Here is a 21,242-nt window from a genome sequence, read left to right as displayed (position 1 = left end):
CCCCTTGCGAGTTGCCAGCGGTTAGTTGCGGTTGGGCTATGCCGGCACACTCAAACGCTTCACCAATGCGGCCACCACAACCCGCTACGAGTAGGATGCCGCAACGCATAGGCCTTCCCACTCTGAAACAGGCGAAACAGTCCAGGGGAAAAAAGATCCGGCGCGAGAGGGTCATCAGGAATGGGAACGTGTTTCCGTTTTGAGCCAAATATAAACTCTGATAGCGTCAACCCTATGTAAATTCTGTTAGCACAATCTAGGCTTCGAGTGGCCCCTGTGAGGGGTCCTTTTTAGATGCGTCCCGATTTTGGGCAGTCTGATCATGGTGGGAGGTTGAATGAGGCGCGCAAGCAGTTCGTTCCGCGTAGGTTTATTCGCAATTTTGCTCATATGGAGCAATCTTGGAGGGGATGATGCGGCATTGGCTCAAGTTGGGGCAGACGCTGAGCTAAGAGATCGCCGATCGGCATCTGGCCCTGACTACCGAGTCAATTCGGGCGATCAGCTAGAGATAAGTGTCTGGCGCGAGGATGAGCTACAGCGCGAGGTGATGGTCTTGCCCGATGGCACCATGAGCTTCCCACTCATAGGGACGATCACGGCCGCAGGAAAGACCGCTAGCGAAATTGAACAGCAGATTTCGAGTAGGCTCGAAAGTAATTTCGTCGATGGCGACGTGCCCGACGTGACTGTCACAGTTGCGAGGACAAGTGGGCTGCAGTTTTCGGTGATTGGCAAGGTCCAATCACCAGGCATTTTTACGCCCGGCCGATACGTCACCATCTTAGAGGCGCTCAGTTTCAGTGGCGGCGTAACTGAATTCGCTAGCCTCAGTAATATAGTCGTGGTCAGAAAGTCTGGGGAAACTTTGACCGTCGTCCCAGTGGACCTGTCAGATGTGCTGCGTTCCAAATCAGTCAGCGCTGCGGATGTAAGTGCCCTGCCCATGATCCGAAGCGGCGATACGATTATCGTACCTTGAATCCGCCGTGGCAGTTGCGATGGTTATGCTCGGCTTGAACTATCATTATGCTTCAGGGAGCGGTGGGTTATGGTTTCCACTTTACTTATCCAACGTCATCTAAAGCATTGAATTGTCCGGCGGGCCCGGTAAGCCTCTTTCCGATTAACTGCGGGCAGCTTCATGAAACCTGGATCAAAAATCAGAACTTTTTGCAAAGCGCCTGCTGGAACGCTTCGTTCCTTCTCTCGGAAGAGGATTGTTAGAGCGAGCACCTTTCTCATGACCGGGGCCGCCTTATCGATTGAGGGCGCTGTATTGACGTCTGGCCAGGTGCAGGCTTCGACGATTTGGGGACATGGTGGGAATGAATTATCGTCAACTTTTCAGGCGAATGCCTATTATCCACTAGTGTCAGGCAGCATAAAACTGCGGATTCCCGATGAATCGGTCGAAGATCAGTCGACAATGGCCAGATCATTTGCCCCAAGGCGGATCAAAGGCGTGTCTCTTCTCAAACAAACCTTGATCAATCCATTCAGAGATGGGCCCGCGAACTCCGTGATCGCTCGCAAAGCTCTGCTTGAGGAAGATTTTTCGCCATCCATCCAGAATCACGTTCTGCCTCTGGGCTCGGATGAAGCAGGGCGCATCCGTGTTTTTGTGGGCTCCAATGTCGAAGACGCTTTGATCACTCGAGTGATTCATCCTGTGGGATTTCCAATCGTGGTGCCCGAAGGCGAAGTATCGCCCCTCTGTGAATTTGGGGCGCCCCCGGATCAAGATCACTCCATTGCGATTGGCATGCAAATTCAAAATTTTGCACGAATTCCCGTACGCAGCGAAATATTCACCCAGCATGAGGGCGCTGAAAAACGCGGGAATAATACGAATGCGGTGGCACGTGAGGTAGCGGCGACAGAAACGCCGACTGCTCCTTTGGCACCAGAGCTATGGGCGCATTCCTACCTGAGCGGGACTGAAGTTTTCGCAAGGGAAGGCAGCGAAGACACCGTATCTAATGTCGGCGACCGGGCCATTGGCATCACCGTCTCCAAAAGCGAGGCTACTTTGCTCGAGACGGCAACAGGGCTTCCAGGCAACGCCCTCGAGCATCGCGAAGACTTTGCAGGCCCAAATCCCACACCACCGCAAAGGCACTCACTTTCTGTCGCACACGAATCCAAAAGTCAGTCTCTCCTCAGCGATCTAGCTACTCACGAATATGGCAAAGTATCGCTAAGCACGGGCCCGAATGAGGCTGCATGTGGCTTTGTGACCGCTCACAATTGCCGTCCCAAGGCAACCGGCGCTGAGGCTGACAATGCGGTCCGTCCTGCGAACGCTAAACAAACCCAGACGCTACTCGGCCTTTACTTGGAAGCTGAGCATATCGGTTCGGCCATAGCGCGATCCGCTCCCAGAAGCGGGGCGAAGGCCCAATCGAAAAGAAGCCAAGAGGTTCTTACTACGACCAAAACCGGCGATGGTTGGTCCACGAATCCACGCGTGAGCATAGCTTCCGATGATACAAACATTGGTGAGAACGCTCGGAATCTATCACATCCCAAAGTGCTGCTGCCTGGCGACGTTGCGAAGGGGTTCCCTTTGCCTGTGCCACCACTGATGCTTGACGACGATCGCACACATCGAAGCGCAAGTGGATACGAGATTGGCCTACCTCGCACTTCCTTGAAAGCGCTTGACGAGGCAATGGCCGTTCGTTCAAGTTCATCTTCCTTTGCAAACGCAATGCCGTCCATTGCTACTTTTATTTCTCCGCCATTTCCTGAATGGTATGACTTGAACGTTCCCGTTATTCACGAGATTGGTGTTGATACGATCGCACAACCGGGCACTCTGATCCCTTTAGGTGCTCAAGTGAGCACGGGGACTGTGCCCGAGATTACTGATAATGCGGACCCAAGCGGCCGTATAGGGGACTTTGCCCTTGAGATAAGTGCTATAGCCGGCTTCGAGACAAACCCCTTCTTGTTTGACTTGCCAGAGACAGGAACTGCATCACTGAGGTTGAGTTTCTCACCGACATTTACAAGACAAGGGCCCAAAGGCGATCTTCGTGTCGGCGCTCGCATCGAGCATATCGAATATGCCGAAAACTTCGATGCGGTACAGAATGTGGGGGCCAACCTTGAGTCTCGCTTCATACTAGACGAACGGCTTGAGGGGAATGTTGACCTTTCTTACGATAGTGGAGTTTTTGTCACTAACCTCGCTGACTTGGGGCTCGTCAATGGCGCGCCAGATGACGTTGGACCGGTACCAGGTGGAGGTGACGTCACCCTTCTTGGGCTAGACCAGCCGCGCACCGAATACCAGGCGGGGGGCGGGTTACGTTATCGACTTAGCGAACGTGATGATCTCGACTTATCAATGTCATTCCGAGCCGACCGATTTGGAGGACAAGACATTCCAGGTCTTGTAGAAACAAATTTCCTTTTTGGACGAATATCTTACGCGCGCCAAGTCGGCAGTGGACTGGCAGTTGGCGTAGCCTTTGAAGCAAGCAACATTGACTTAGTCGAACCGCCTTCAGGGAGAATCGCCACAATTTCCCCTCAAGTGCTTGCGGACTTCGCATTTTCGCCCTCTTGGGAGCTTTCTGTAAGCTTGGGCTTGACGAGCATTCGATCAGACACAGATTTCTCCGAAGAAAACTCGAAGGCCCTAGCTGGTGACGTCTCGATTTGTCGCAGTGGCATCCGCGCCAACTTATGCCTGACCGGAGCGAGGCAGGTAGTCCCTCTTGGGATCGGCGGCGCAGGCTTGCAGTCGAATGTCGGTGCCTCGTACTCTTTAAGTTTATCAGAACGCGAGATATTTTCATTGAGTGCGGATTATGGGAAGGCGTCAGAGACGTTCCTCGCTGAGGGGCTCACCTTCGAGACTATTAACGGGTTCCTTAGCTACCAGCTGGAACTCACGGATAGGATCCGACTATCAGCAGATGCAAGGTACACGGATCTGAGGGTCGACCTCGGGCCCGATGTTTCAAATTTTCAGGCCCTATTGGGCTTCACAGTGAGTCTGGGACGGACGCAATGAGTCGAGACGACGACGAGTACATGGAGAGTAAGCCGGCAATCGGGAATTTACTCCCTTACTTGCCAGCCATAATACGTGAGAGGTGGATTATTGTTGCCCTCCCGACATTTTTCTTTCTATGCATGGGGATTGCGGCGACTTTTATATTACCGGAAGTCTACCGCTCTTCCGCTACTTTATTGGTCGAATCTCCTGAAGTCACCGAAGATGTGCTAGGCTCAGACTCCGTACCTGTCGACCGGCGGATTGAGATATTTCGTCGGCAGATCTTGAGCCCATCCAGACTTGTCGAGCTGGTCCAGAAATACGGCCTTTACACTGATGAGCGAATGGATGATTCTCTGTCCAGCGCTGTCGCGGAGATGCGTGAGGCCATAAATATCGAAGCTGTGCCAACCAGCATTCAAAGTTCAGGCTTCGGACGTTCATCTACGATCACAATTGAGTTGAGCTACGACTATACGGAGCCCTCATCAGCTCAAGCGGTAATTCAAGATATTACCGAGCAGATGCTATTCTTCGATGCAACGCAGAGTTCCGAGCAGGCAGATAACACCGTACAATTTCTAACCGAGCAAGCTACATCTCTCCAATCACAGATCGATGAAGTCGCCTCTGAAATTCGACGTATAACGGCTGCGAATGGCCTATCGTTATCCAATCCTGGCATGCTGGCCCTCAACGATTCGAGTGGGAGCTACGACGTGCAGATCATTGCCCTCCAGCGCGACAATTCGCTGCTTAGGGCGCAGCGAGCCGCGGAGCAATCTTCTGCGGAGCGCGATCCCATTGTGTCGGCTGCCGAGGCAGATCTCGCCGCTGCTCAGGCGAAATACACTGAGAACCATCCTGATATCGCACTCGCGAGGCGCAGGCTAGAAGAGGCACGACAGCTCGCAGCTCAAAATCAAGAGAGGCTTCCAGATGATACAATCGACCAACAGATTGCCGCCAACAACGCTCAGATTGACGCGCTCAGGTCGATGAAGGCGCAAGAGGTTTCACGCCAAGCGCGCGCGCAAAGTGCGTTGGCACGCTCTCCTCTCATCCAAGAACAGATTGCTCAAAAGCAACAGAGACTGGATCTTTTCAATGAACAATACGAAGCGGTAACAGAGCGATTACGCCAGGCGCAGGCAAGTGCGAAGGCGGAAAATGAGCAAAAGGGCGAGCGCCTTTCTGTAATTGAGCCCCCAAGCCTTCCTGAGGTTCCGATATCCCCAAACCGTTCTCTTTTGATTGCTGGCGGCTTGGCAGGAGGCGCTGGGTTGGGTTTGTTCCTGATCCTCGCTTTCGAGCTCTTTCTGCGCCCTATTCGCGATCCCAGTGATATTCTAGCGGTCACGGGGGTAGCGTCGCTGGGATCGATACCCACAATAGAGAGCGGGGCCGGAGATGGACCTAAGTCGTGGCTGTCACGTATAAGCTTCGGCCGACTCGCTCGTCCCGAAGAAACTGTCTGAGGGAGACAAAACATCGACAAGGATAGCTTGGGTTCGAATCCATCGCAGCAGGCTGCGGTTTCGCGATCGGACTTCCTGCTTGACAGTCTTGAGCAGGTCCCCGCAACAGATATCAGCGCCAACATCGTCGGCTTTCATGAGACTGACATCAAGGCGCGCCCATTCAAGTTTTTGCGCAGCGCACTCAGGAAGAGGATGAGGGAGTACGGATGCCAAATCATTGGCATCACTTCGCCCACCCCTAACAACGGGAAGTCATTCATTGCGTCTAATCTCGCAGCGTCGCTCAGCCGGGTCGCAAGGGAGATAACCATTCTCGCAGACCTCGATCTGCAGCGTCCCACTCTTCGCAGTCTATTCAACCTCGCACCCGCTGCTGGGCTGGGAGACTACTTGGCGGGAGAGGAGTTGTCCCTCACTGCGATCGCGCGACGGATTGAGGGCAGCAACATGGTGATCATGCCTGCATTCCCGCAAAAGGGGGCTACGGCCGAATTGGCAGCAAGTGAGCGAATGACGGACCTGATTTCAGAAATAAGGAACTTTGGTGGAAGGCCAACTATTATTTGTGATCTTCCGCCGCTATTCGTGAACGATGATGCGGTACTTTGTGCAGAACAGCTTGATGCAGTTGTCTTGGTGGTTGAGCAGGGCGTAACCACACGAAAGCAGCTCGAGACTTCGACCCAGGTCCTATACCCGACCAAGATACTCGGCACAGTGCTCAATCGTTTCTCGGGTAGCATCGTAGACCCACTCGATTATTCGGGATACTTGGATTATTATTGAGTCAACTGGAGGCTGCCCGAAGGACTTATCGAGGGTTCCCCGGAGAACAGTTGTCGTTGATCGCGCGCTATAGCCTGATTGTGCCTAATAATTGCGATTGGTGATCACGCGCCCCCTTCCCTCCGGGACTGTCAGCAATTTTGTGGCGAGGTCAAAAGTTAACTTAGAGTCGGGCCTTGAAGGAAGGACAGAAGATGAAGCGGAAAACGTTTTGTGCTTTGCATGCCTTCGGCTGCATAAGTGCAGATCATTGGTGCGCTGGAGGAGGCTGGGGCGGATGAGAAAACCGCTGAACTGGCTACGCGTCACCGGATGTAGGCAGCTACGAGCTACAACGGGACACCTCGAGAACCAGCTGTTCTCGGTCTGAAGGAGGCGCAAAGGGCCTGATAACGACCTTTAGGCCGTCAGTGTCAACCTTGTGGGTCTTGTTCTACTTGTTTTCGAGGCCGGGGCGCTGCTCAGAGTCCCGCCTTTTTGCTATGCAGGGCCTCCTCGCCTTTCGAGCCGCTGGAAGTCATAGTCGATGCCGACCATCCCGAACTTGATCTGGGCGCGGGCGATACCGAGGGTCCTGATGAATCGCCCCATGCGGTGCTTCTAGCCTACGAACGCGTGCTCGATCGTCGAGCGCTCGATGGTGGGGCCGCTTGGCATTGACCCTGGCAGTATGCTCGGGCAACGGGCGACGCCGCTTGCGCTTTTCGTGGATGTCGCTCTTGAGCATCTCGCGCTCTAGGAACGCCTCGTTCTCCGGCGACCGATAGGCTGTGTCCGCCGCAATACGCCCCCGAGCCAATGTTCTGCTTTCTGATGAGCTCGAGCAGCAATGCGCCATCATGGGCATTGGGCGCGCGTGCATCCGAGGTACTGATCAACCCATGGGCTCGGACAATGCCGATGTGGTTCTTGTAGCCGAACAGCGGGATGGCGAGATGCACCAGCTTGAACCCGTTGGGCTCGGCGCCCTCTTTCACCTTGGCTTTGCTAAATTGCAGAATCGAGGGCGCATCCAGGTCCTTCTGACGGATCTGGAAGGCTTTTCCTTTCGGCGCTCCGGGATCTTGCCCTGTTTGATCGCCGCCTTCTTGTCCTCGCTGTTGCGGTGTTGCGCTGCTTCGGAGCCCGCACATGACGGCATCGACGATCTGCCCGCCCGTCGCAGGTAGTCAAGATAGGTGAGCGAAGCATCGGAGCGCACGAAGAGTCCGTCGATCGCCTTGGCCTTTACCAGCCTCTCACGGAACAGCCACTCCGTGGCGGTATCAGCCACCTTGGCATCGAGCCACATGCGAAGAACCGCTGGAACGAAAGCCAGTCCTTGATCTGGAACTCGGTTGCTTCGTCACAGAGCGAGTAGAGAGCCTGCAGCGCCAAGATCTTCAAGATCATCACAGGATCGAAAGGCGGCCGTCCGCCTTTGCCCCGATCGCTCCGCTGCAGCGCAGCTATCAGCGGCTAGCGAATCACACTGCCTCCACCGCTGCAACCGCCACCACACTGATCGGCCTTTTCCTTGGCAATCGTTGCTTCGCGGTGGTCTGAGCCCCTAGATTTCCTCCAGAGATGAGTAGAGTCCGGCCCTGACAAGGAGACGGACGAGATGAAGCGGAGCAGGTTCAGCGAGGAGCAGATCATCGCTGTATTGAAGGAACAGGTGTCGCGCGACAATCAGGATGAGAAAGCGCGACAATCAAGATGAGAATCCGGTGTGGGGGAACCGGCGCAGGGCGTAGCCCGTAGCCGGTTCCCCCACACCGGGGCGCCCTTTGCTGGGCTGCCGAGATGATCGCGGTGTCAGGTATGGTTGGGTTTTCCTTCTGCGGAGGACCTGCCGTGTGCCTGGCCGTCACATAACCGATCATCAGATGAGGCTGTTCATGACATTGAGGAAAGATCACTCGGTAGCGCAGGCTGCGGTGAAGGCCGGGATGAGTCCCGCGACGGGCTATCGGCTGTTGCAGGATCCGCAGCGGCCGTTGCAGACGAAAGCGCCGCGCGGGCGGCGGCGTCCCGATCCGCTGGCAGGATACTTTGACGAGGAGGTCGTGCCGTTGCTGGAAGCAGCGCCCGGGCTTCGTCCGATCGCGATCTTCGAGGAGCTGCGCCGCCGGCATGGCAGCCTGCCGTTTGCGCGCCGGACGCTCGAGCGACGGATCAGGGCCTGGCGTGCGCTGCATGGGCCCGAACGCGAGGTCATCTTCCGGCAGTTGCATGAGCCTGGCAGACTTGGCCTGTCGGACTTTACCGATATGGGCGATTTTGATGTCACGGTCGCCGGCGTGCCGCTTGAGCACATGCTCTATCACTTCCGGCTGACCTATGGCGGGTTCGAGCACTGCCATGTGATCCTGGGCGGCGAGAGCTTTGTTGCCTTGGCCGAGGGGCTGCAGAATGCCTTGTGGTCAGCGGGCGGCGCACCGCGGCTTCACCGGACGGACAGCCTGTCGGCGGCGTTCCGCAATCTTGCTGCTGATGCCCGGGCTGATCTGACCACGCGATATGATGCGCTGTGCCAGCATTACGGGATGGAGCCGACCCGCAACAACACAGGGGTGGCCCATGAGAACGGTTCGATCGAGAGCTCTCATGGCCATATCAAGGCTGCGGTGAGGGATGCCTTGCTGCTGAGGGGAAGCAGCGACTTTGCCGATCTGGCGGCGTATCGCTGCTTCATCGATGAGGTCGTGACCGCGCGCAACCGGCGTCATGCTCCCTCGATCGATGCCGAGCGCCGCACCTTGCAGCCGCTGCCTGACACGCGCACGAGTGATTACGAGGAGGTGCTGGTCGCGGTCACCTCATCGGGCGGCTTCACCTTGCGCAAGGTGTTCTACACCGTGCCCTCGCGGCTGATCGGACACAAGCTGCGCGCGCGGCTTTACGATGACCGGATCGACCTGTTCCTGGGCGGCACCCAGCTGATGACCCTGGTGCGCGGCCGCGCTGGCGACAATGGCAAGCATGGTCATATCGTCGATTACCGGCATGTGATCCACTCGCTCAGGCGCAAGCCGATGGCGCTCATGGGGCTGGTCTATCGCGACAGCCTGTTCCCCCGCGAAGCCTACCGGCGGATGTTCGAGCATCTGCTGGAGCAAGAAGGCGAGCGCTCGGCTTGCAGGATCACCGTTGATCTGCTGGCCATGGCGCACGAGCGGGCCTGCGAGGCTGAACTTGCCGGACTGCTCGAAGCCGATCTTGCCGCGCGACGATGCCCTGACATCGGCGCCCTGCGAAGCCGGTTCTCCCCCGATCCCGCTCAGCTGCCCGCGGTCACGGTCAAGCTCGGCGGGCTTGCATCCTATGACAGCCTGATCGGATGGGGAGAGGCGGCATGAGCACAGGTCCGATGATCGATGCCCAGCGCCTCAGCCTGATGCTGAACGAGCTGCGCTTGCCGGCAATCAAGCATATCTGGGGCGACTTTGCCGCGCGCGCAGACAAGGAAGGCTGGCCTGCGGCCCGGCTTCTGGCCGCGCTCGCCGAGCATGAGATCGCCGAACGGGATCGGCGGCGGACCGAGCGGCATCTGGCCGAAGCCAAGCTCCCTGCCGGAAAGACCCTCGATACCTTCGCGTTCGATGCCGTGCCAATGGTCTCCAAGGCGCAGGTCATGGCGATGTGCGCCGGCGACGGATGGCTCGAGCAGGGTGCCAACCTCATCCTGTTCGGCCCTCCTGGTGGCGGCAAGACCCATCTGGCCGCTGCCATCGGCCTCGCGCTGGTCGAGAATGGTTGGCGCGTCCTGTTCACGCGCACGTCCGATCTGGTGCAGCGGCTCCAGATCGCCCGGCGCGAACTGGCGCTCGAATCCGCGCTGGCAAAGCTCGACAAGTATCATCTGCTGGTGCTCGACGACTTCGCTTACGTCAGCCGGGACCAGGCCGAAACCTCGGTCCTGTTCGAACTGATCAGCGCCCGCTACGAACGTCGCTCGCTGCTGATCACCGCCAACCAGCCCTTCGGCGACTGGAACAGTGTCTTCCCGGATCCGGCCATGACGCTCGCCGCGGTGGATCGTCTGGTCCATCACGCAACAATCTTCGAGATGAACGTCGAAAGCTACCGGCGACGAACCGCCGAAGCGCGTCGCTCAGGCCCAGGCCGACCAGCGACCTACACGACGCCCAAGGTCCTCGAAGCCGTCCGCGACAATCAGGACGACAAATAGCCCTTGCCAGCGACAATCAGAATGCGCACAAACTGTCGCGCCGCGACAATCAACTTCTCATCCTGATCGTCGCGCAACTCTCACCTTGAATGTCGCGCTACAAACAGGAGGCTGGGATGCCAACGGCGGATGTGTGCCGCCGTCACGGGATCAGCTCGGCGACCTTCTACAAGTGGAAGTCGAAGTATGGCGGACTGGAAGTGTCCGATGCCCGGCGTCTGAGCCAGCTGGAGCAGGAGAACGAGCGGCTGAAGAAGCTGCTGGCGGACTCGATGCTCGACAACGCCATGCTCAAGGAGATCAACGCAAAAAAGTTCTAGCGCCCGGTGCCAGACGGCAGGCGGTGGCTCATCTCCAAGAAGTATTCGAGGTGAGCCAGCGCCGTGCCTGTGCGGTGCTGGGCGTGGATCGGACCATGGTGCGCTATGTCAGTCGTCGGCCGGACGATGGGAAGGCGCGCGAGCGGATCAGGGAACTGGCCAGCCAGCGTCGCCGGTTCGGCTATCGGCGGTTGCACTGGCTGCTGTGCCGGGAAGGATGGACGATGAACCACAAGAAGTTCCGGCGGCTCTATCGCGAGGAGCGGCTGCAGGTGCGCCGTCGTGGCGGTCGCAAGCGGGCCTTGGGCACACGGGCACCGATGACGGTCCCGCAGGGTCCGAACCAGCGCTGGAGCCTAGACTTCGTGTCCGATGCCTTTGCCTGCGGACGCAGGTTCCGGATCTTCGCCGTGGTCGATGACTACAGCCGGGAGTGCGTGCGCCTGATCGCCGACACGTCGATCTCCGGCGCTCGGGTCGGGCGTGAACTCGATGCAGCGGTGTTCGAGAGGATGGCACGGCCCCACACGATCGTCAGCGATAACGGCACTGAGCTGACCAGCATGGCGATCCTGCGCTGGAGCAAGGAACGCAACGTCGAGTGGCACTACATCGCGCCGGGCAAGCCCTATCAGAACGGGTTCATCGAGAGCTTCAATGCCCGGCTCAGGGACGAGTTCTTGAACGAGACGATCTTCACCAGCCTTGCCCATGCCCGCCAGGAACTGGAAGCCTGGCGACAAGACTACAACCACTTCCGGCCCCACTCGAGCCTCGGGAACCGAACCCCGGCAGAGATCGGGGCAGGATCAAGCGGCAAACCGTATCGGGGGCATGCCCCCGATACGGTTGTTGCCATCACGCCCAGCGACGGGCATCAAACGGCCCAAGGCTCTACTCGTAGCTGGTAGCAACTTCGGGCTCAGACCAAAACTTCTTTCGCTCGAATCGGCGTCGTGACCAGCCCCATCTTCGACGTATCGTAGTTATCAGGTGCGCCTGCTCTTTTGAAGCGCGAAAATCAACGCTGTCCCTAAGTTGGGCAGAGTTAACGAACCAAATGAAATAACTGACCTAGGCTCAGGACCCATTAAATCACTTGCGCTGGCGGCAGTCGATTGATTCAATAGCGGCAGCAAGGAGGTGCTGCCGATGTCCGGGCTGTGGTTGTTGAGCGAGGCGCAGATGCGCCGGATTGAGCCCTATTTTCCGTTGTCGCATGGGATCCCACGGGTCGATGACCGGCGGATTGTGAGTGGTATCATCTTCGTGATCAGGAATGGATTGCGCTGGCGTGATGCGCCTGCCGGCTACGGCCCGCACAAGACGATCTATAATCGCTTCATCCGCTGGAGCCGCCTGGGCGTGTTCAACAGGATCTTTGCCCAGCTCGCCGCCAAGGGCGGAAAGCCCGATCAGCTGATGATCGACGCCACCCACCTCAAGGCGCACCGGACGGCGGCAAGCCTGCTAAAAAAGGGGCTCTACCCAGACGTATCGGCCGCACCAAAGGCGGACTGAACTCCAAGCTGCATGCAGTCTGCGATGGCAAGGGCCGGCCATTGATCATGCTGCTCAGCGAAGGGCAGATGAGCGACTACAAAGGGGCTGCGCTGATGATCGAAGCCTTCCCCAAGGCCGAGGCGTTGCTCGCCGATCGGGGCTACGATGCCGACTGGTTCCGCGCCGCTCTGGAACAGCGCGGTATCGCTGCCTGCATCCCGTCAAAAACGAACCGCAAAGTGCCCATCCCCCACGACGCGGTGCTCTATCGCCAACGCCACAAAGTCGAGAACATGTTCGGCAAACTCAAGGACTGGCGACGCATCCACACCCGTTACGACCGATGCGCCCACACGTTCATGTCCGCCATATGCATCGCCGCAACCGTCATCTTCTGGCTGCCGCAATGAGTCCTGACCCTAAATGATACCAGCTGAAAGGGGCCGGTCAGCATCCGGCCCCAGGCTGACCTTAGCGAATGGCTGGTTTTGGGAGGCGCAGAGGAAATCTCTCGCGACCGCAACTGGCTGGATCCTTGGGCGCACGCTCCTCCGGGGACCGACGGGCCAGTGATCGGCCCATTACCAAGGGCTGCCCACACCGCAACCTATTCAAGATTGTGTAGTCGAGATCTTAACCCGCAATCTCGCTCGGGTCTGCCGGTGCGAGTATCGCATGGCGCAAACCGCCACTAAAAAAATACCGGGCAATTCAAGAATTACGTTCCAGTTTAGGCCTAAGAAATTTCTACCAATCAGATCGTCAACTTTATGGAACGAAGCTGCTCTTATGACAACAAAGCATATCACAAGGTTCATACCAAGCGCAGCGATTTTTATATCGGCGCAATATCTTCGGAGGGTCACAAGAAGCCCTAAGATGGCAATGGCCCCCGCCACACCAACTAATAAGAGTACGGCCTCCTGATAAACGTGACGATCTCTGTACCAACCGCCATCCTTTGCCATGATTCTCGCCAAATCAGTAAGGAGCGATTGCAGGTCCAACTGTTTATTGATGCCAAGTCCAAGCATGGAGAGGGCGAGAAGGATCCAAAAGAAGGCTTCACTTTGCCATCGGTGACCGGAGAATTGAGACACGCGCGCCGCTCTGACCGCAAGAAACGCAGCAACAAAATAGGCAGCGACTGTAATCCAGCCCCAAACCGTTGGATCGCCTATGCCGGGACGCCAGTTAATCTCCATCTAGCGACCCAATTGTGGCGGCACTTTCTGCGCCGTTGTGCCATCCTTCATTCCCCTGTTGCAAGACTGTGATCTGCACGTCATGGCGACCGAAGCGGAAAAGAAATAGCTCAGTGCAAAACCAAATGGCCGCATATCGGCCATGCTAACCGGTCCGACCGGCCTGGCAATTAGCCAATCAGACACTGAGAACGCACCATAGCTGAGCGCCCCGCTTACCACGGTGCAATCTCGATCGTTCACAGAACAACGCTCCAAAAAGGGGGCGAACTGTGGTTGTTGCTGCCGTTAGCATAGGGGCCTTAGAGTAGCTACAGGCTTCGTGTGTGCAAGGGGGCGCTTCGAGATTGGCAGGAATCGGGCAGCGAGCCTCTAGAAGCCGCCCGTCGGCTCGCGATCTGAACCGCCCCGGGATTGCCGGAGACCAGTTGGCTTGAGTTATGCTGCCATGGGGCGTCCGTCCAGCATGGCGTAGTATCGTGTTTCGGCTTCGGCAGGCGGGATGTTGTCGATCGGCTCAAGCAACCGCCTGTTGTTGAACCATTCCACCTATTCGAGTGTCGCGTATTCGACGGCCTTGAACGACCGCCATGGCCCGCGTCGGTGGATCACATCGGCCTTGTAAAGACCATTGATCGTTTCGGCCAAGGCATTGTCGTAGCTGTCCCCAACACTGCCCACCGAAGGCTCGATCCCGGCCTCGGCAAGGCGTTCAGTATACCTGATCGAGACGTACTGGCTGCCGCGGTCGATGTGGTGGATCAACCCGCCGCGATGGGCGAGTCGCCGAGCATAGGTTGTGTCAGTAATTTGTGGGCGAGGTCATAAGATGAGGAAGAAAGGCCCCTCACTATGGCAATCGACAAGGAGTTACTGGACCAGCTGCTGGCAGAGCGCGGTCCGCAGGAGCTTTCTGCCGGAGACGGTTTGATCGACGAGTTGAAAAAGGCGCTGTCGGAGCGAATGCTCACTGCCGAACTGGACGATCATCTTGAATCGGAAGCCGAGGCCGGCGTCGCGAACCGACGGAACGGCAGTTCGAGAAAGACGATGCTGACCGGCACGTCGAATGTGACGCTGGACATTCCGCACGATCGCTCCGGCACTTTCGATCCCAAGCTGATCGCCAAATACCAGCGGCGCTTTCCCGACTTCGATGCACGGATCATCTCGATGTATGCGCGCGGCATGAGCGTGCGTGAGATCCGCGGCCACCTGGAAGAGCTTTACCGGGTCGATGTGTCGCCCGACCTGATCTCGACGGTGACCGATGCGGTGCTGCAAACGGTCACCGAGTGACAGGGCAAGCCGCTCGATGCGTGCTATCCGCTGGTGTTCTTCGACGCGATCCGGGTGAAGATCATGGACCAGGGCTTCGTGCGCAACAAGGCTGTCTACATAGCGCTTGGCATTCTTCCTGATGGAACCAAGGAACTCCTCGGCATCTGGATCGAGCAGACCGAAGGCGCCAAGTTCTGGATGCGCGTGATGAACGAGCTCAGGAACCGCGGCATCGCCGACATCCTGATCGCTGTCGTGGATGGCCTGAAAGGCTTCCCTGACGCGATCAATGCCGTGTTCCCCGAAACGGTCGTACAGACCTGCATCGTCCACCTGACCGAGGGCTCCAGGAGCTTCGCCTCCTGGAAGGACCGGAAGGCCGTCACAAGCGCGCTCAGGAGCGTCTATCGCGCCGAGAATGCCGAAGGCGGGCCTGGCCGCATTGGACGCCTTCGAGGAGAGCTTCTGGGGCCAGAAATACCTAGCCATCTCGCAGAGCTGGCGCCGACACTGGGAGCAGGTGATCCCGTTTTATGCGTTCAGCGCCACGATCAGGCGAATGATCTACACCACCAACGCGATCGAGGCGCTGAACTCGAAGCTGCGCCTCGCTGTTCGCACCCGCGGACACTTCCCAGGTGACGAGGCCGCAGTGAAGCTGCTAGACCTCGTTCTCAATCATGCGGCCGAAGAATGGAAACGGCCGCCGTGCGAGTGGACAGAGGCAAAAATCAGTTCGCCATTATCTTCGGCGACATGTTCACACTCTGATGAATGAAACCGGCCTTGCGCACAAAATTACTGACACTCCCAACTGGACAATGGCACCACCGCCAAGAGATATGGTCACACCACTCATGTCCTAGCCATCGGTCCTCGCGCAATCTGTCAACTTGGACCTAGCGTTCGATGACTTTCTGCTCCGCGTTGCGCAGACCAACGCCAGCGGTTGTCAAGCTGCCCCTGCAAACTTCCTGACCTTAATATTACCCTCATGCGCACGCGCTTGTGCTAGCTCATAAGCTGTCTGCATCCGCAGCAAGGTATCGGCCTTTACTCCAAACGCCTTCTCGAAGCGGATCGCCATATCTGCAGAGAGACTGGCATTGCCGTTTAGCAGCGTGCTCAGCGCCTGCCGCGAGACACCGAAGTGTGCGGCAAGATCAGTCACGCTGACACCGGCAGGTTCGACAATTTCGCTCTTGAGCCAATCACCGACATGGACGGCGAGCGACGGGTGCATCTTAAGCGCCATGATAATCCTCCAGATCCATATCGATCAGTGCGCCCTCTTCATTCATCCTAAATGTCAGACGCCAGTTGCGTGTCACGGTCATCGACCAGGTATCTTTCCGATCTCCTGCAAGCTCGTGGAGGCCGAAGTTTGGCGGAACGAACAGCTCATCCATACTTTCAGCGGCATCAATGAAGGCAAGCATCTTGCGCAGCCTACCCACATCACCCACCAGGCCTTTGGCATTGCCGGTCTCGAAGAAGCGGCGCAGGCCCTTATGCCCGATGGACTCGATTTCCATGATGCCCAACTAGCCACGATATCTCACATTGTCAAGTGTCGCGCGACAAGCGACAATCAGTTCCATCTCCGAGATCTGGGCCGATCTTCATGACAACAAAGCAGGTCGAATATCGGCTCTGCGGGCCTTTGAATGTGGTTCTCGAGAAAGCCCCCAAGAAGGCCCGCAAAAATCTGAGGCTGGGATTATCAGGGACGAGTCGAAATTCAGTCGGGCAAGGCCGCAAAGTGCTGAAAAATTAGACGAAAGACAAACAGAGACAAATTCCGAAAACCGTTGTGAGCCCTCGGAATCATTCATTTTATCTATATATTTCAATATTTTAAGCTACTGGTGCCCCATAGAGGACAAAGATGGGCACTCAAATCATTGGAGAATTCAGGCCGACCTGCCTTAGATATGATCGCTTTGCACCTAATCTTGGTCGCAAGCTCCATCGCCCGCAGCTCCAGAAAGCGGTCTAAGCCGCCACACCTGGGTGAATGTCCGCTCTCGGGGCTTTCCAAGCGGCCCATGAATGTCGCGAAGTGGGTGGGAAGCTGAATGGCAGGTATCGGGTGTCGATTGCCATCATCAGACGATCGAACACAACTTACGGCATGGGTTGCGTCTGCAAAGCCGGGAAGGTCTTTTGATCACAACTACGCAAAGAGTAGCAACGCAATAGGTCAGCGGCAGGAGTTCAGAACGTGCGGAGCGATCTCATCCATGTTCGAAGTCGGGATATCGAACTGTGGACCACCAATCGACGACATGTAAACCCAAGGAACATCGATATCGATGTTGAGCTGATCGTTAGCCTGCACGATGGCGGCCAGAATTTTTGGACCTTCGGTAAAGCTCAAAACGATCATTCCGTCTCTGATCGTTACATCAGCAATCTTCAGCGGGTACGACCATTGCGTTTCATCTAGTGTTAGATCAGCTCCGCGAATAGCTTCGGCCAACTCTTCAAGCCCATCCCCTGTCATTTCTAACCCCAGATGGAAAAAACGGCAATCAGCGGCTAGGTAGGCGGTGCGTCCGTTGGTCTGTTCTTGGCTGGCACGAGCGACTAGCTGGTTCCCCGCCGGCTGCAATGCCCACGTCGAGAATTCCTTGAAATTGCGGGACGTGAGCAGGTTCATACGCTCCATATCCCTAGGTTCCAGCCAGAGCATCCCTTCAGGCGGAGTTGCCGCCGCCAATGTCAGGACAATAGGATCAATATCCATCTCAATAGCATAAGCTTGCAAGACCGCTACGGTAGTCTGCGTCGATGAGATGGTGGCGGAGCTGCTTTCCATCCCGTCTAGCGATGGCGTAAACTGATGGACGCCGACCATGCTGTCTGTGCTGATCTCGCGGCTCACGCCACCCATCAGGACAAATACACAAGCGCTAGCGCACACGCCGCCACCGTAAGACTGTAAGACCTTTCCCGCGGGCTCGTAGAACTCCGATTGAGTGCTTGAAACGATGACTCTCGATCGCTGAATTCGAAGATATCGTCCCAGCTCGAGAGCTTCAGCAACATTCCCGCCTGGTGAGTTTATTCGGACGAGATACGGTCGCTCCCACCCTTCGCGCTGAAGGAAGGCTTCGAGCTTTGCGGTATCGCCCTCTTCGATGTCACCTTCAGCGGCGATCCATACACACTCCGAACAATTGCCGCCAGTGTTCCCGACGCTGTATTCGAGAGCGTGTGCGGGAGCACAAAGGAGCGAAGCGAAAAGAGCCAGGATTGCGATTAGTTTCATGGCTTCGGTTAGATTGGTTTCGGATCGCTATCTAGCGAAATCTGTTTACTTAGACCACCGAAAGCTAGCCGAAAAATCCCGCTAAAGCGTGGCGTCCGCTTTCAGGTAACCCCGAAAGTCCGGCGAATGTCTGCAACGGGTCGCAAGCGGAACGGCAGCTATTTTTGGATAGCAACGATTTCCTGCCATTCAGCACCATCGGACGACGGCTGCCGTTCGGCAGCGCCGCCCTTTGAGCAAAAAACGTGCACTGAAACCTGCAACCCTGCGGGTGTCTGGACATAAAGTTCTCGTCTGTCCGGAACGGGGGCCGAGAAAATCCCAGAACTCTGCAATTTTGAAATATTGGTGCCCTGGGGAGGACGAAGATGGGCACTCCAAATCATTGGGAAATTTCGCTTGAAATACCGTAACCTGGCGCGAAATCCAGCTCCGGGATCGCTGCAAATGGGCCCATTGCCTGCTTGGACACGGCGGATAGCGAGAGCTGGAGAACTGACGTCCAGCCTGCCTTGGGAATGAGCGGATCACGACCCAACGTCAGTGATTCACGAGAGCCACAACAAAGTCTGTTTTTGAGAGAAGCTGCCAATAGGGTGCCAGAGGGCGGCGAGTCAGTTTTGCGCCCCTTTCAAGACGTAGCCTTCCCATTTCAGGCTGCCCGTTAGCGGACACCCTCTGCGGCGAATCAGGCCTCGGAGAAGAACGGTGAGCAATACGAGATATGACACGCACCCAGCGAAATGCTTTCAATGTTCCCGGGCTGCTAGCGAAGGTGGCGCATTCTGCGGGTCCTTTGCCGGTTCCGCCAGTAGGAGCCTTGCGCTACGTTGCTAAAGCGCAGTCACTGGGTCGATAGATGTTACTGATCGAAAAAGCCAAAGCCTTGGCCCTTGTAATAGCGCTGGCATTTTTCGTAGCGGCGAACGACGATAATGCCGTCCAAGAGCCGGGAATCGATACGGCCGAGGCTTGGGAAGAATTCGAGCGCCTACTTCGCTCGCATTACGCATATTTCGACCGGCTCGGCGGGGACAGCGCGGACCGACAGCTCGCCCGATCGCGCAAGCTCGCTCTGGCTGCGGAAACGCCAGACGAGTTGCGCCGATTCATGCAGCAGACGGCCCTCACTTTCATGGATCCGCACTTGATCGTCGGTCCGTTCGATGAGCAGGACTTCTCGATCATCTACTCCGGCGCCGACCTGCGTGCCGCATACGCAGAAGGTCGATACGAAATCGTCGAGGTCCGGCGCGATAGCCACGCCGCTGGGGCGGACGTGCGGCCAGGCTGGCGCGTGCTCAGCGTCGATGGCCAGCCTGTCAGGCAGGCAGCAAGCCTCCCTTTCGGAGATGTGCTGCCCAATCCGAGCGATGCGCAACTCAGCTATGGAATAACGCTAGCCGTCAACGGGCGCCGCGGTCAGCAACGCCGGGTGCTCTTCGCGAAACCGGATGGGAAGCAGGTGGAACTGGAATTGCCCGCACCTTCAAAGGGCCGCCAAGCAGGACCGAGCGAACTGGTTTCGGTCGAAAGGGTTGGCAAGAGCAAAGGCTTCGGCCGTATCCTCATTCAGAACTCGCTCGGCGACAATGACACGATCGCCGCTTTCGACGAGGCCATCGCCCGGCTCGCCGTCGCGGAAGGTCTCATCATTGATCTGCGCAATACACCGAGCGGCGGGAACACCGACGTGGCGCGGTCGATAATCGGACATTTCCTGACTGAGCCCAAACCTTACCAGGTTCACACGATTCCCGCGGTGGAGCGCGAGCTGGGCGTGCCTCGGACCTTCATCGAGCTTGCCTCACCCCGACGGCCCCAATTCCGCGGACCGGTCGTCGTGCTTCATGGAACCTGGACAGGGAGCATGGGCGAGGGGCTGGTCATCGGCCTCGACGCCGCAGCTGGCGCCTACACGATCGGCTCGGACATGGGCGATCTTCTCGGCGCGCTCTGGAATTTCGATCTCCCGGCATCGGGCGCGCGGATCGACATGGGTGTCGAGAAGCTGTTCCACCCTGACGGCACACCGCGGGAGGACTATGTCGCCGACCTGGCAATGCCTCACGGGGATATCGGCCCCGACGGCAGCGATCCGCTCTTGCCGCTAGCAATCTGGTATCTGGAGAGAGCCGCGCGAGATCGGACTGCTCCCAGGCGCCGCGGAAGCAGCACATGACAGCGTCGCCTTCGACAAGCAATGAGGCGGCGTGCGCGCCTCCCACCCTGCGCAAGGTTGTCATTGTCGCTTTTGAAGGCGCGAACCCGCTTGACATTGCAGGCCCGTCTTCGGCGTTCGATATGGCGAACCGGTTCGCTCCGGGGAGTTACGACATCTGTCACGCAAGTCTCGGAGGCGGAGAATGCGAGACCGAGAGCGGGCTGCGCCTGGCGTCTCTTTCTCCGCTTGGCGGGATCGAAGGGCCTATCGACACCCTGATGATTGCAGGGGGCGACGAAGCCGCATTGATCCGGGCGGGCAGGGACCAGCAGTTCCTCGACGAGGTCAGGCGGCTCGCTTCCGGAGCGAGGCGCGCAGGCTCGGTCTGCACCGGGGCATTTCTTCTTGGCGCGGCGGGGTTGCTCGAAAACAGGCGCGCAGTAACCCATTGGGCGTCATGCGACCGTCTCGGCGCGATGTTCGAGGGAGTCACCGTGTGTCCGGACGCGGTTTTCGTGCGGGACGGAAAGATCTTCACCTCAGCCGGGATGAGCGCTTCTCTTGATCTCAGTCTCGGGCTGATCGAGGAGGATCTGGGTCACCGGGTTGCCGCGAAGGTCGCCCGAACGATGGTTCTTTTTCTCCGGCGGCCGGGTGGGCAGTCGCAATTCAGCGAAGTGCTTGCGGCGCAGGAAAAGGCGGGCGGGGCATATGGCGATCTCGTATCGTGGATTGTCGAGAACCCGTCAGCGGATCTCAGCGTAGGCGCGCTCGCAGAGCAGGTGGGCAACAGCGAGCGCACGTTCCAGCGCCGGTTCCGCAAGGAGGTCGGCCGAACGCCGTCCGAATTCGTGCGCGCGGTTCGCGTCGAGGCCGCGAGGCGATGGCTCGAGGAAACCGACTGGCCGCTCAAGCGTGTGGCCGAACGGTCCGGCTTTGGCTCGGTCGACACGCTCGAAAGAGCCTTCCAGCGGGCCTACCAGCGTCCGCCCGGGGCGCTGCGGGCAGCTTTCGCACGCCACGATCGTGAGGGCGTCTGATT

16 protein-coding genes and 2 pseudogenes are annotated in these 21,242 nt (G+C 57.7%); 11 read left to right on the top strand and 7 right to left on the bottom strand.

Features of this window, described 5'->3' with window-relative positions; genetic code table 11:
• Positions 1-337 precede the first annotated feature (337 nt).
• The 4 genes from Ga0102493_RS02030 (at position 338) to Ga0102493_RS02010 (ending at position 6,279) form a co-directional block, all read left to right on the top strand.
• On the top strand, positions 338-982 hold the full coding sequence (locus Ga0102493_RS02030; RefSeq protein ID WP_081845551.1) for a polysaccharide biosynthesis/export family protein: 645 nt from the start codon (positions 338-340) through the stop codon (positions 980-982).
• A 261-nt stretch (positions 983-1,243) separates the two neighbouring features.
• Positions 1,244-4,027, top strand: coding sequence for a TonB-dependent receptor (locus Ga0102493_RS15865; protein WP_150132395.1), 2,784 nt, complete (start codon positions 1,244-1,246; stop codon positions 4,025-4,027).
• The gene (locus Ga0102493_RS02015) at positions 4,024-5,490 is read left to right on the top strand and encodes a GumC family protein (RefSeq protein ID WP_051697669.1); all 1,467 of its coding nucleotides are present in this window, start codon (positions 4,024-4,026) and stop codon (positions 5,488-5,490) included. The genes Ga0102493_RS15865 and Ga0102493_RS02015 overlap by 4 nt, the downstream gene beginning before the upstream one ends.
• Before the next feature lie 27 nt (positions 5,491-5,517).
• Positions 5,518-6,279 (top strand): CpsD/CapB family tyrosine-protein kinase, encoded by a 762-nt coding sequence (locus Ga0102493_RS02010; protein WP_051697670.1) that lies wholly within the window; start codon positions 5,518-5,520, stop codon positions 6,277-6,279.
• A gap of 973 nt (positions 6,280-7,252) precedes the next feature.
• Here the strand turns inward: Ga0102493_RS02010 and Ga0102493_RS16565 are convergent.
• Complete coding sequence (locus tag Ga0102493_RS16565; protein ID WP_418251671.1) at positions 7,253-7,570, bottom strand: hypothetical protein; 318 nt, start codon at positions 7,568-7,570, stop codon at positions 7,253-7,255.
• Complete coding sequence (locus tag Ga0102493_RS16560; RefSeq protein ID WP_418251651.1) at positions 7,507-7,671, bottom strand: transposase; 165 nt, start codon at positions 7,669-7,671, stop codon at positions 7,507-7,509. The genes Ga0102493_RS16565 and Ga0102493_RS16560 overlap by 64 nt, the downstream gene beginning before the upstream one ends.
• A gap of 446 nt (positions 7,672-8,117) precedes the next feature.
• On the opposite strand from Ga0102493_RS16560, the gene istA reads away from it, so the two are divergent.
• From istA to Ga0102493_RS15570, 4 genes are all read left to right on the top strand, one after another.
• Complete coding sequence (gene istA, locus Ga0102493_RS02000) at positions 8,118-9,620, top strand: IS21 family transposase (RefSeq protein WP_034901634.1); 1,503 nt, start codon at positions 8,118-8,120, stop codon at positions 9,618-9,620.
• Positions 9,617-10,453, top strand: coding sequence for an IS21-like element helper ATPase IstB (istB, locus tag Ga0102493_RS01995; RefSeq protein WP_034901636.1), 837 nt, complete (start codon positions 9,617-9,619; stop codon positions 10,451-10,453). Before istA ends, istB begins: the two co-directional genes overlap by 4 nt.
• A gap of 89 nt (positions 10,454-10,542) precedes the next feature.
• Positions 10,543-11,684, top strand: a protein-coding gene (locus tag Ga0102493_RS01985) for an IS3 family transposase (protein WP_150132394.1) whose coding sequence is annotated in 2 segments (ribosomal slippage) — positions 10,543-10,756 and positions 10,756-11,684 — 1,143 coding nt in all. Because the reading frame shifts where the segments join, the coding sequence is not laid out codon by codon here.
• A gap of 241 nt (positions 11,685-11,925) precedes the next feature.
• Positions 11,926-12,686, top strand: a protein-coding gene (locus tag Ga0102493_RS15570; RefSeq protein WP_150132387.1) for an IS5 family transposase whose coding sequence is annotated in 2 segments (ribosomal slippage) — positions 11,926-12,259 and positions 12,259-12,686 — 762 coding nt in all. Because the reading frame shifts where the segments join, the coding sequence is not laid out codon by codon here.
• A gap of 201 nt (positions 12,687-12,887) precedes the next feature.
• Here Ga0102493_RS15570 and Ga0102493_RS15860 read toward each other — a convergent pair.
• Together Ga0102493_RS15860 and Ga0102493_RS01970 are read right to left on the bottom strand one after the other, a co-directional pair.
• The gene (locus tag Ga0102493_RS15860) at positions 12,888-13,481 is read right to left on the bottom strand and encodes an isopropylmalate isomerase (protein ID WP_150132393.1); all 594 of its coding nucleotides are present in this window, start codon (positions 13,479-13,481) and stop codon (positions 12,888-12,890) included.
• Between the two features lie 438 nt (positions 13,482-13,919).
• Positions 13,920-14,270: pseudogene (locus Ga0102493_RS01970) on the bottom strand (integrase core domain-containing protein); the annotation flags it as partial.
• Between the two features lie 63 nt (positions 14,271-14,333).
• Between Ga0102493_RS01970 and Ga0102493_RS01965 the strand changes: the two are divergent.
• Positions 14,334-15,533: pseudogene (locus Ga0102493_RS01965) on the top strand (IS256 family transposase).
• Positions 15,534-15,714: 181 nt separating this feature from the next.
• On the opposite strand, the gene Ga0102493_RS01960 reads toward Ga0102493_RS01965, so the two are convergent.
• From Ga0102493_RS01960 to Ga0102493_RS01950, 3 genes are all read right to left on the bottom strand, one after another.
• Positions 15,715-16,017 (bottom strand): HigA family addiction module antitoxin, encoded by a 303-nt coding sequence (locus tag Ga0102493_RS01960; protein WP_034906658.1) that lies wholly within the window; start codon positions 16,015-16,017, stop codon positions 15,715-15,717.
• Complete coding sequence (locus Ga0102493_RS01955) at positions 16,007-16,297, bottom strand: type II toxin-antitoxin system RelE/ParE family toxin (protein ID WP_034906655.1); 291 nt, start codon at positions 16,295-16,297, stop codon at positions 16,007-16,009. The genes Ga0102493_RS01960 and Ga0102493_RS01955 overlap by 11 nt, the downstream gene beginning before the upstream one ends.
• Positions 16,298-16,965: 668 nt before the next feature.
• Positions 16,966-18,036, bottom strand: coding sequence for a COG3904 family protein (locus Ga0102493_RS01950; protein WP_034906654.1), 1,071 nt, complete (start codon positions 18,034-18,036; stop codon positions 16,966-16,968).
• A gap of 859 nt (positions 18,037-18,895) precedes the next feature.
• Between Ga0102493_RS01950 and Ga0102493_RS01945 the strand changes: the two genes are divergently transcribed.
• Both Ga0102493_RS01945 and Ga0102493_RS01940 read left to right on the top strand, forming a co-directional pair.
• A complete protein-coding gene (locus Ga0102493_RS01945) occupies positions 18,896-20,218 on the top strand; it encodes a S41 family peptidase (protein WP_051698455.1) in 1,323 nt (440 codons plus the stop codon).
• Complete coding sequence (locus tag Ga0102493_RS01940) at positions 20,215-21,240, top strand: GlxA family transcriptional regulator (protein WP_069297425.1); 1,026 nt, start codon at positions 20,215-20,217, stop codon at positions 21,238-21,240. The genes Ga0102493_RS01945 and Ga0102493_RS01940 overlap by 4 nt, the downstream gene beginning before the upstream one ends.
• The last annotated feature ends 2 nt before the right edge of the window (positions 21,241-21,242 follow it).

Origin of the sequence: Erythrobacter litoralis, assembly GCF_001719165.1 — a bacterium.
Classification (GTDB): Bacteria; Pseudomonadota; Alphaproteobacteria; order Sphingomonadales; family Sphingomonadaceae; genus Erythrobacter; species Erythrobacter litoralis.
The sequence above is the reverse complement of the archived record's forward strand: the minus strand, read 5'-3'. Positions and strand labels throughout refer to the sequence as shown.

Coding starts and splice junctions, on each gene's coding strand:
- Ga0102493_RS16565 (WP_418251671.1), bottom strand. CDS start 7,570: ATGTGGCTCGATGCCAAGGTGGCTGATACCGCCACGGAGTGGCTGTTC.
- Ga0102493_RS01945 (WP_051698455.1), top strand. CDS start 18,896: ATGTTACTGATCGAAAAAGCCAAAGCCTTGGCCCTTGTAATAGCGCTG.
- Ga0102493_RS16560 (WP_418251651.1), bottom strand. CDS start 7,671: ATGATCTTGAAGATCTTGGCGCTGCAGGCTCTCTACTCGCTCTGTGAC.
- istB (WP_034901636.1), top strand. CDS start 9,617: ATGAGCACAGGTCCGATGATCGATGCCCAGCGCCTCAGCCTGATGCTG.
- Ga0102493_RS02015 (WP_051697669.1), top strand. CDS start 4,024: ATGAGTCGAGACGACGACGAGTACATGGAGAGTAAGCCGGCAATCGGG.
- Ga0102493_RS01940 (WP_069297425.1), top strand. CDS start 20,215: ATGACAGCGTCGCCTTCGACAAGCAATGAGGCGGCGTGCGCGCCTCCC.
- Ga0102493_RS01960 (WP_034906658.1), bottom strand. CDS start 16,017: ATGGCGCTTAAGATGCACCCGTCGCTCGCCGTCCATGTCGGTGATTGG.
- Ga0102493_RS02030 (WP_081845551.1), top strand. CDS start 338: ATGAGGCGCGCAAGCAGTTCGTTCCGCGTAGGTTTATTCGCAATTTTG.
- Ga0102493_RS01950 (WP_034906654.1), bottom strand. CDS start 18,036: ATGAAACTAATCGCAATCCTGGCTCTTTTCGCTTCGCTCCTTTGTGCT.
- Ga0102493_RS15860 (WP_150132393.1), bottom strand. CDS start 13,481: ATGGAGATTAACTGGCGTCCCGGCATAGGCGATCCAACGGTTTGGGGC.
- Ga0102493_RS15865 (WP_150132395.1), top strand. CDS start 1,244: ATGACCGGGGCCGCCTTATCGATTGAGGGCGCTGTATTGACGTCTGGC.
- Ga0102493_RS01955 (WP_034906655.1), bottom strand. CDS start 16,297: ATGGAAATCGAGTCCATCGGGCATAAGGGCCTGCGCCGCTTCTTCGAG.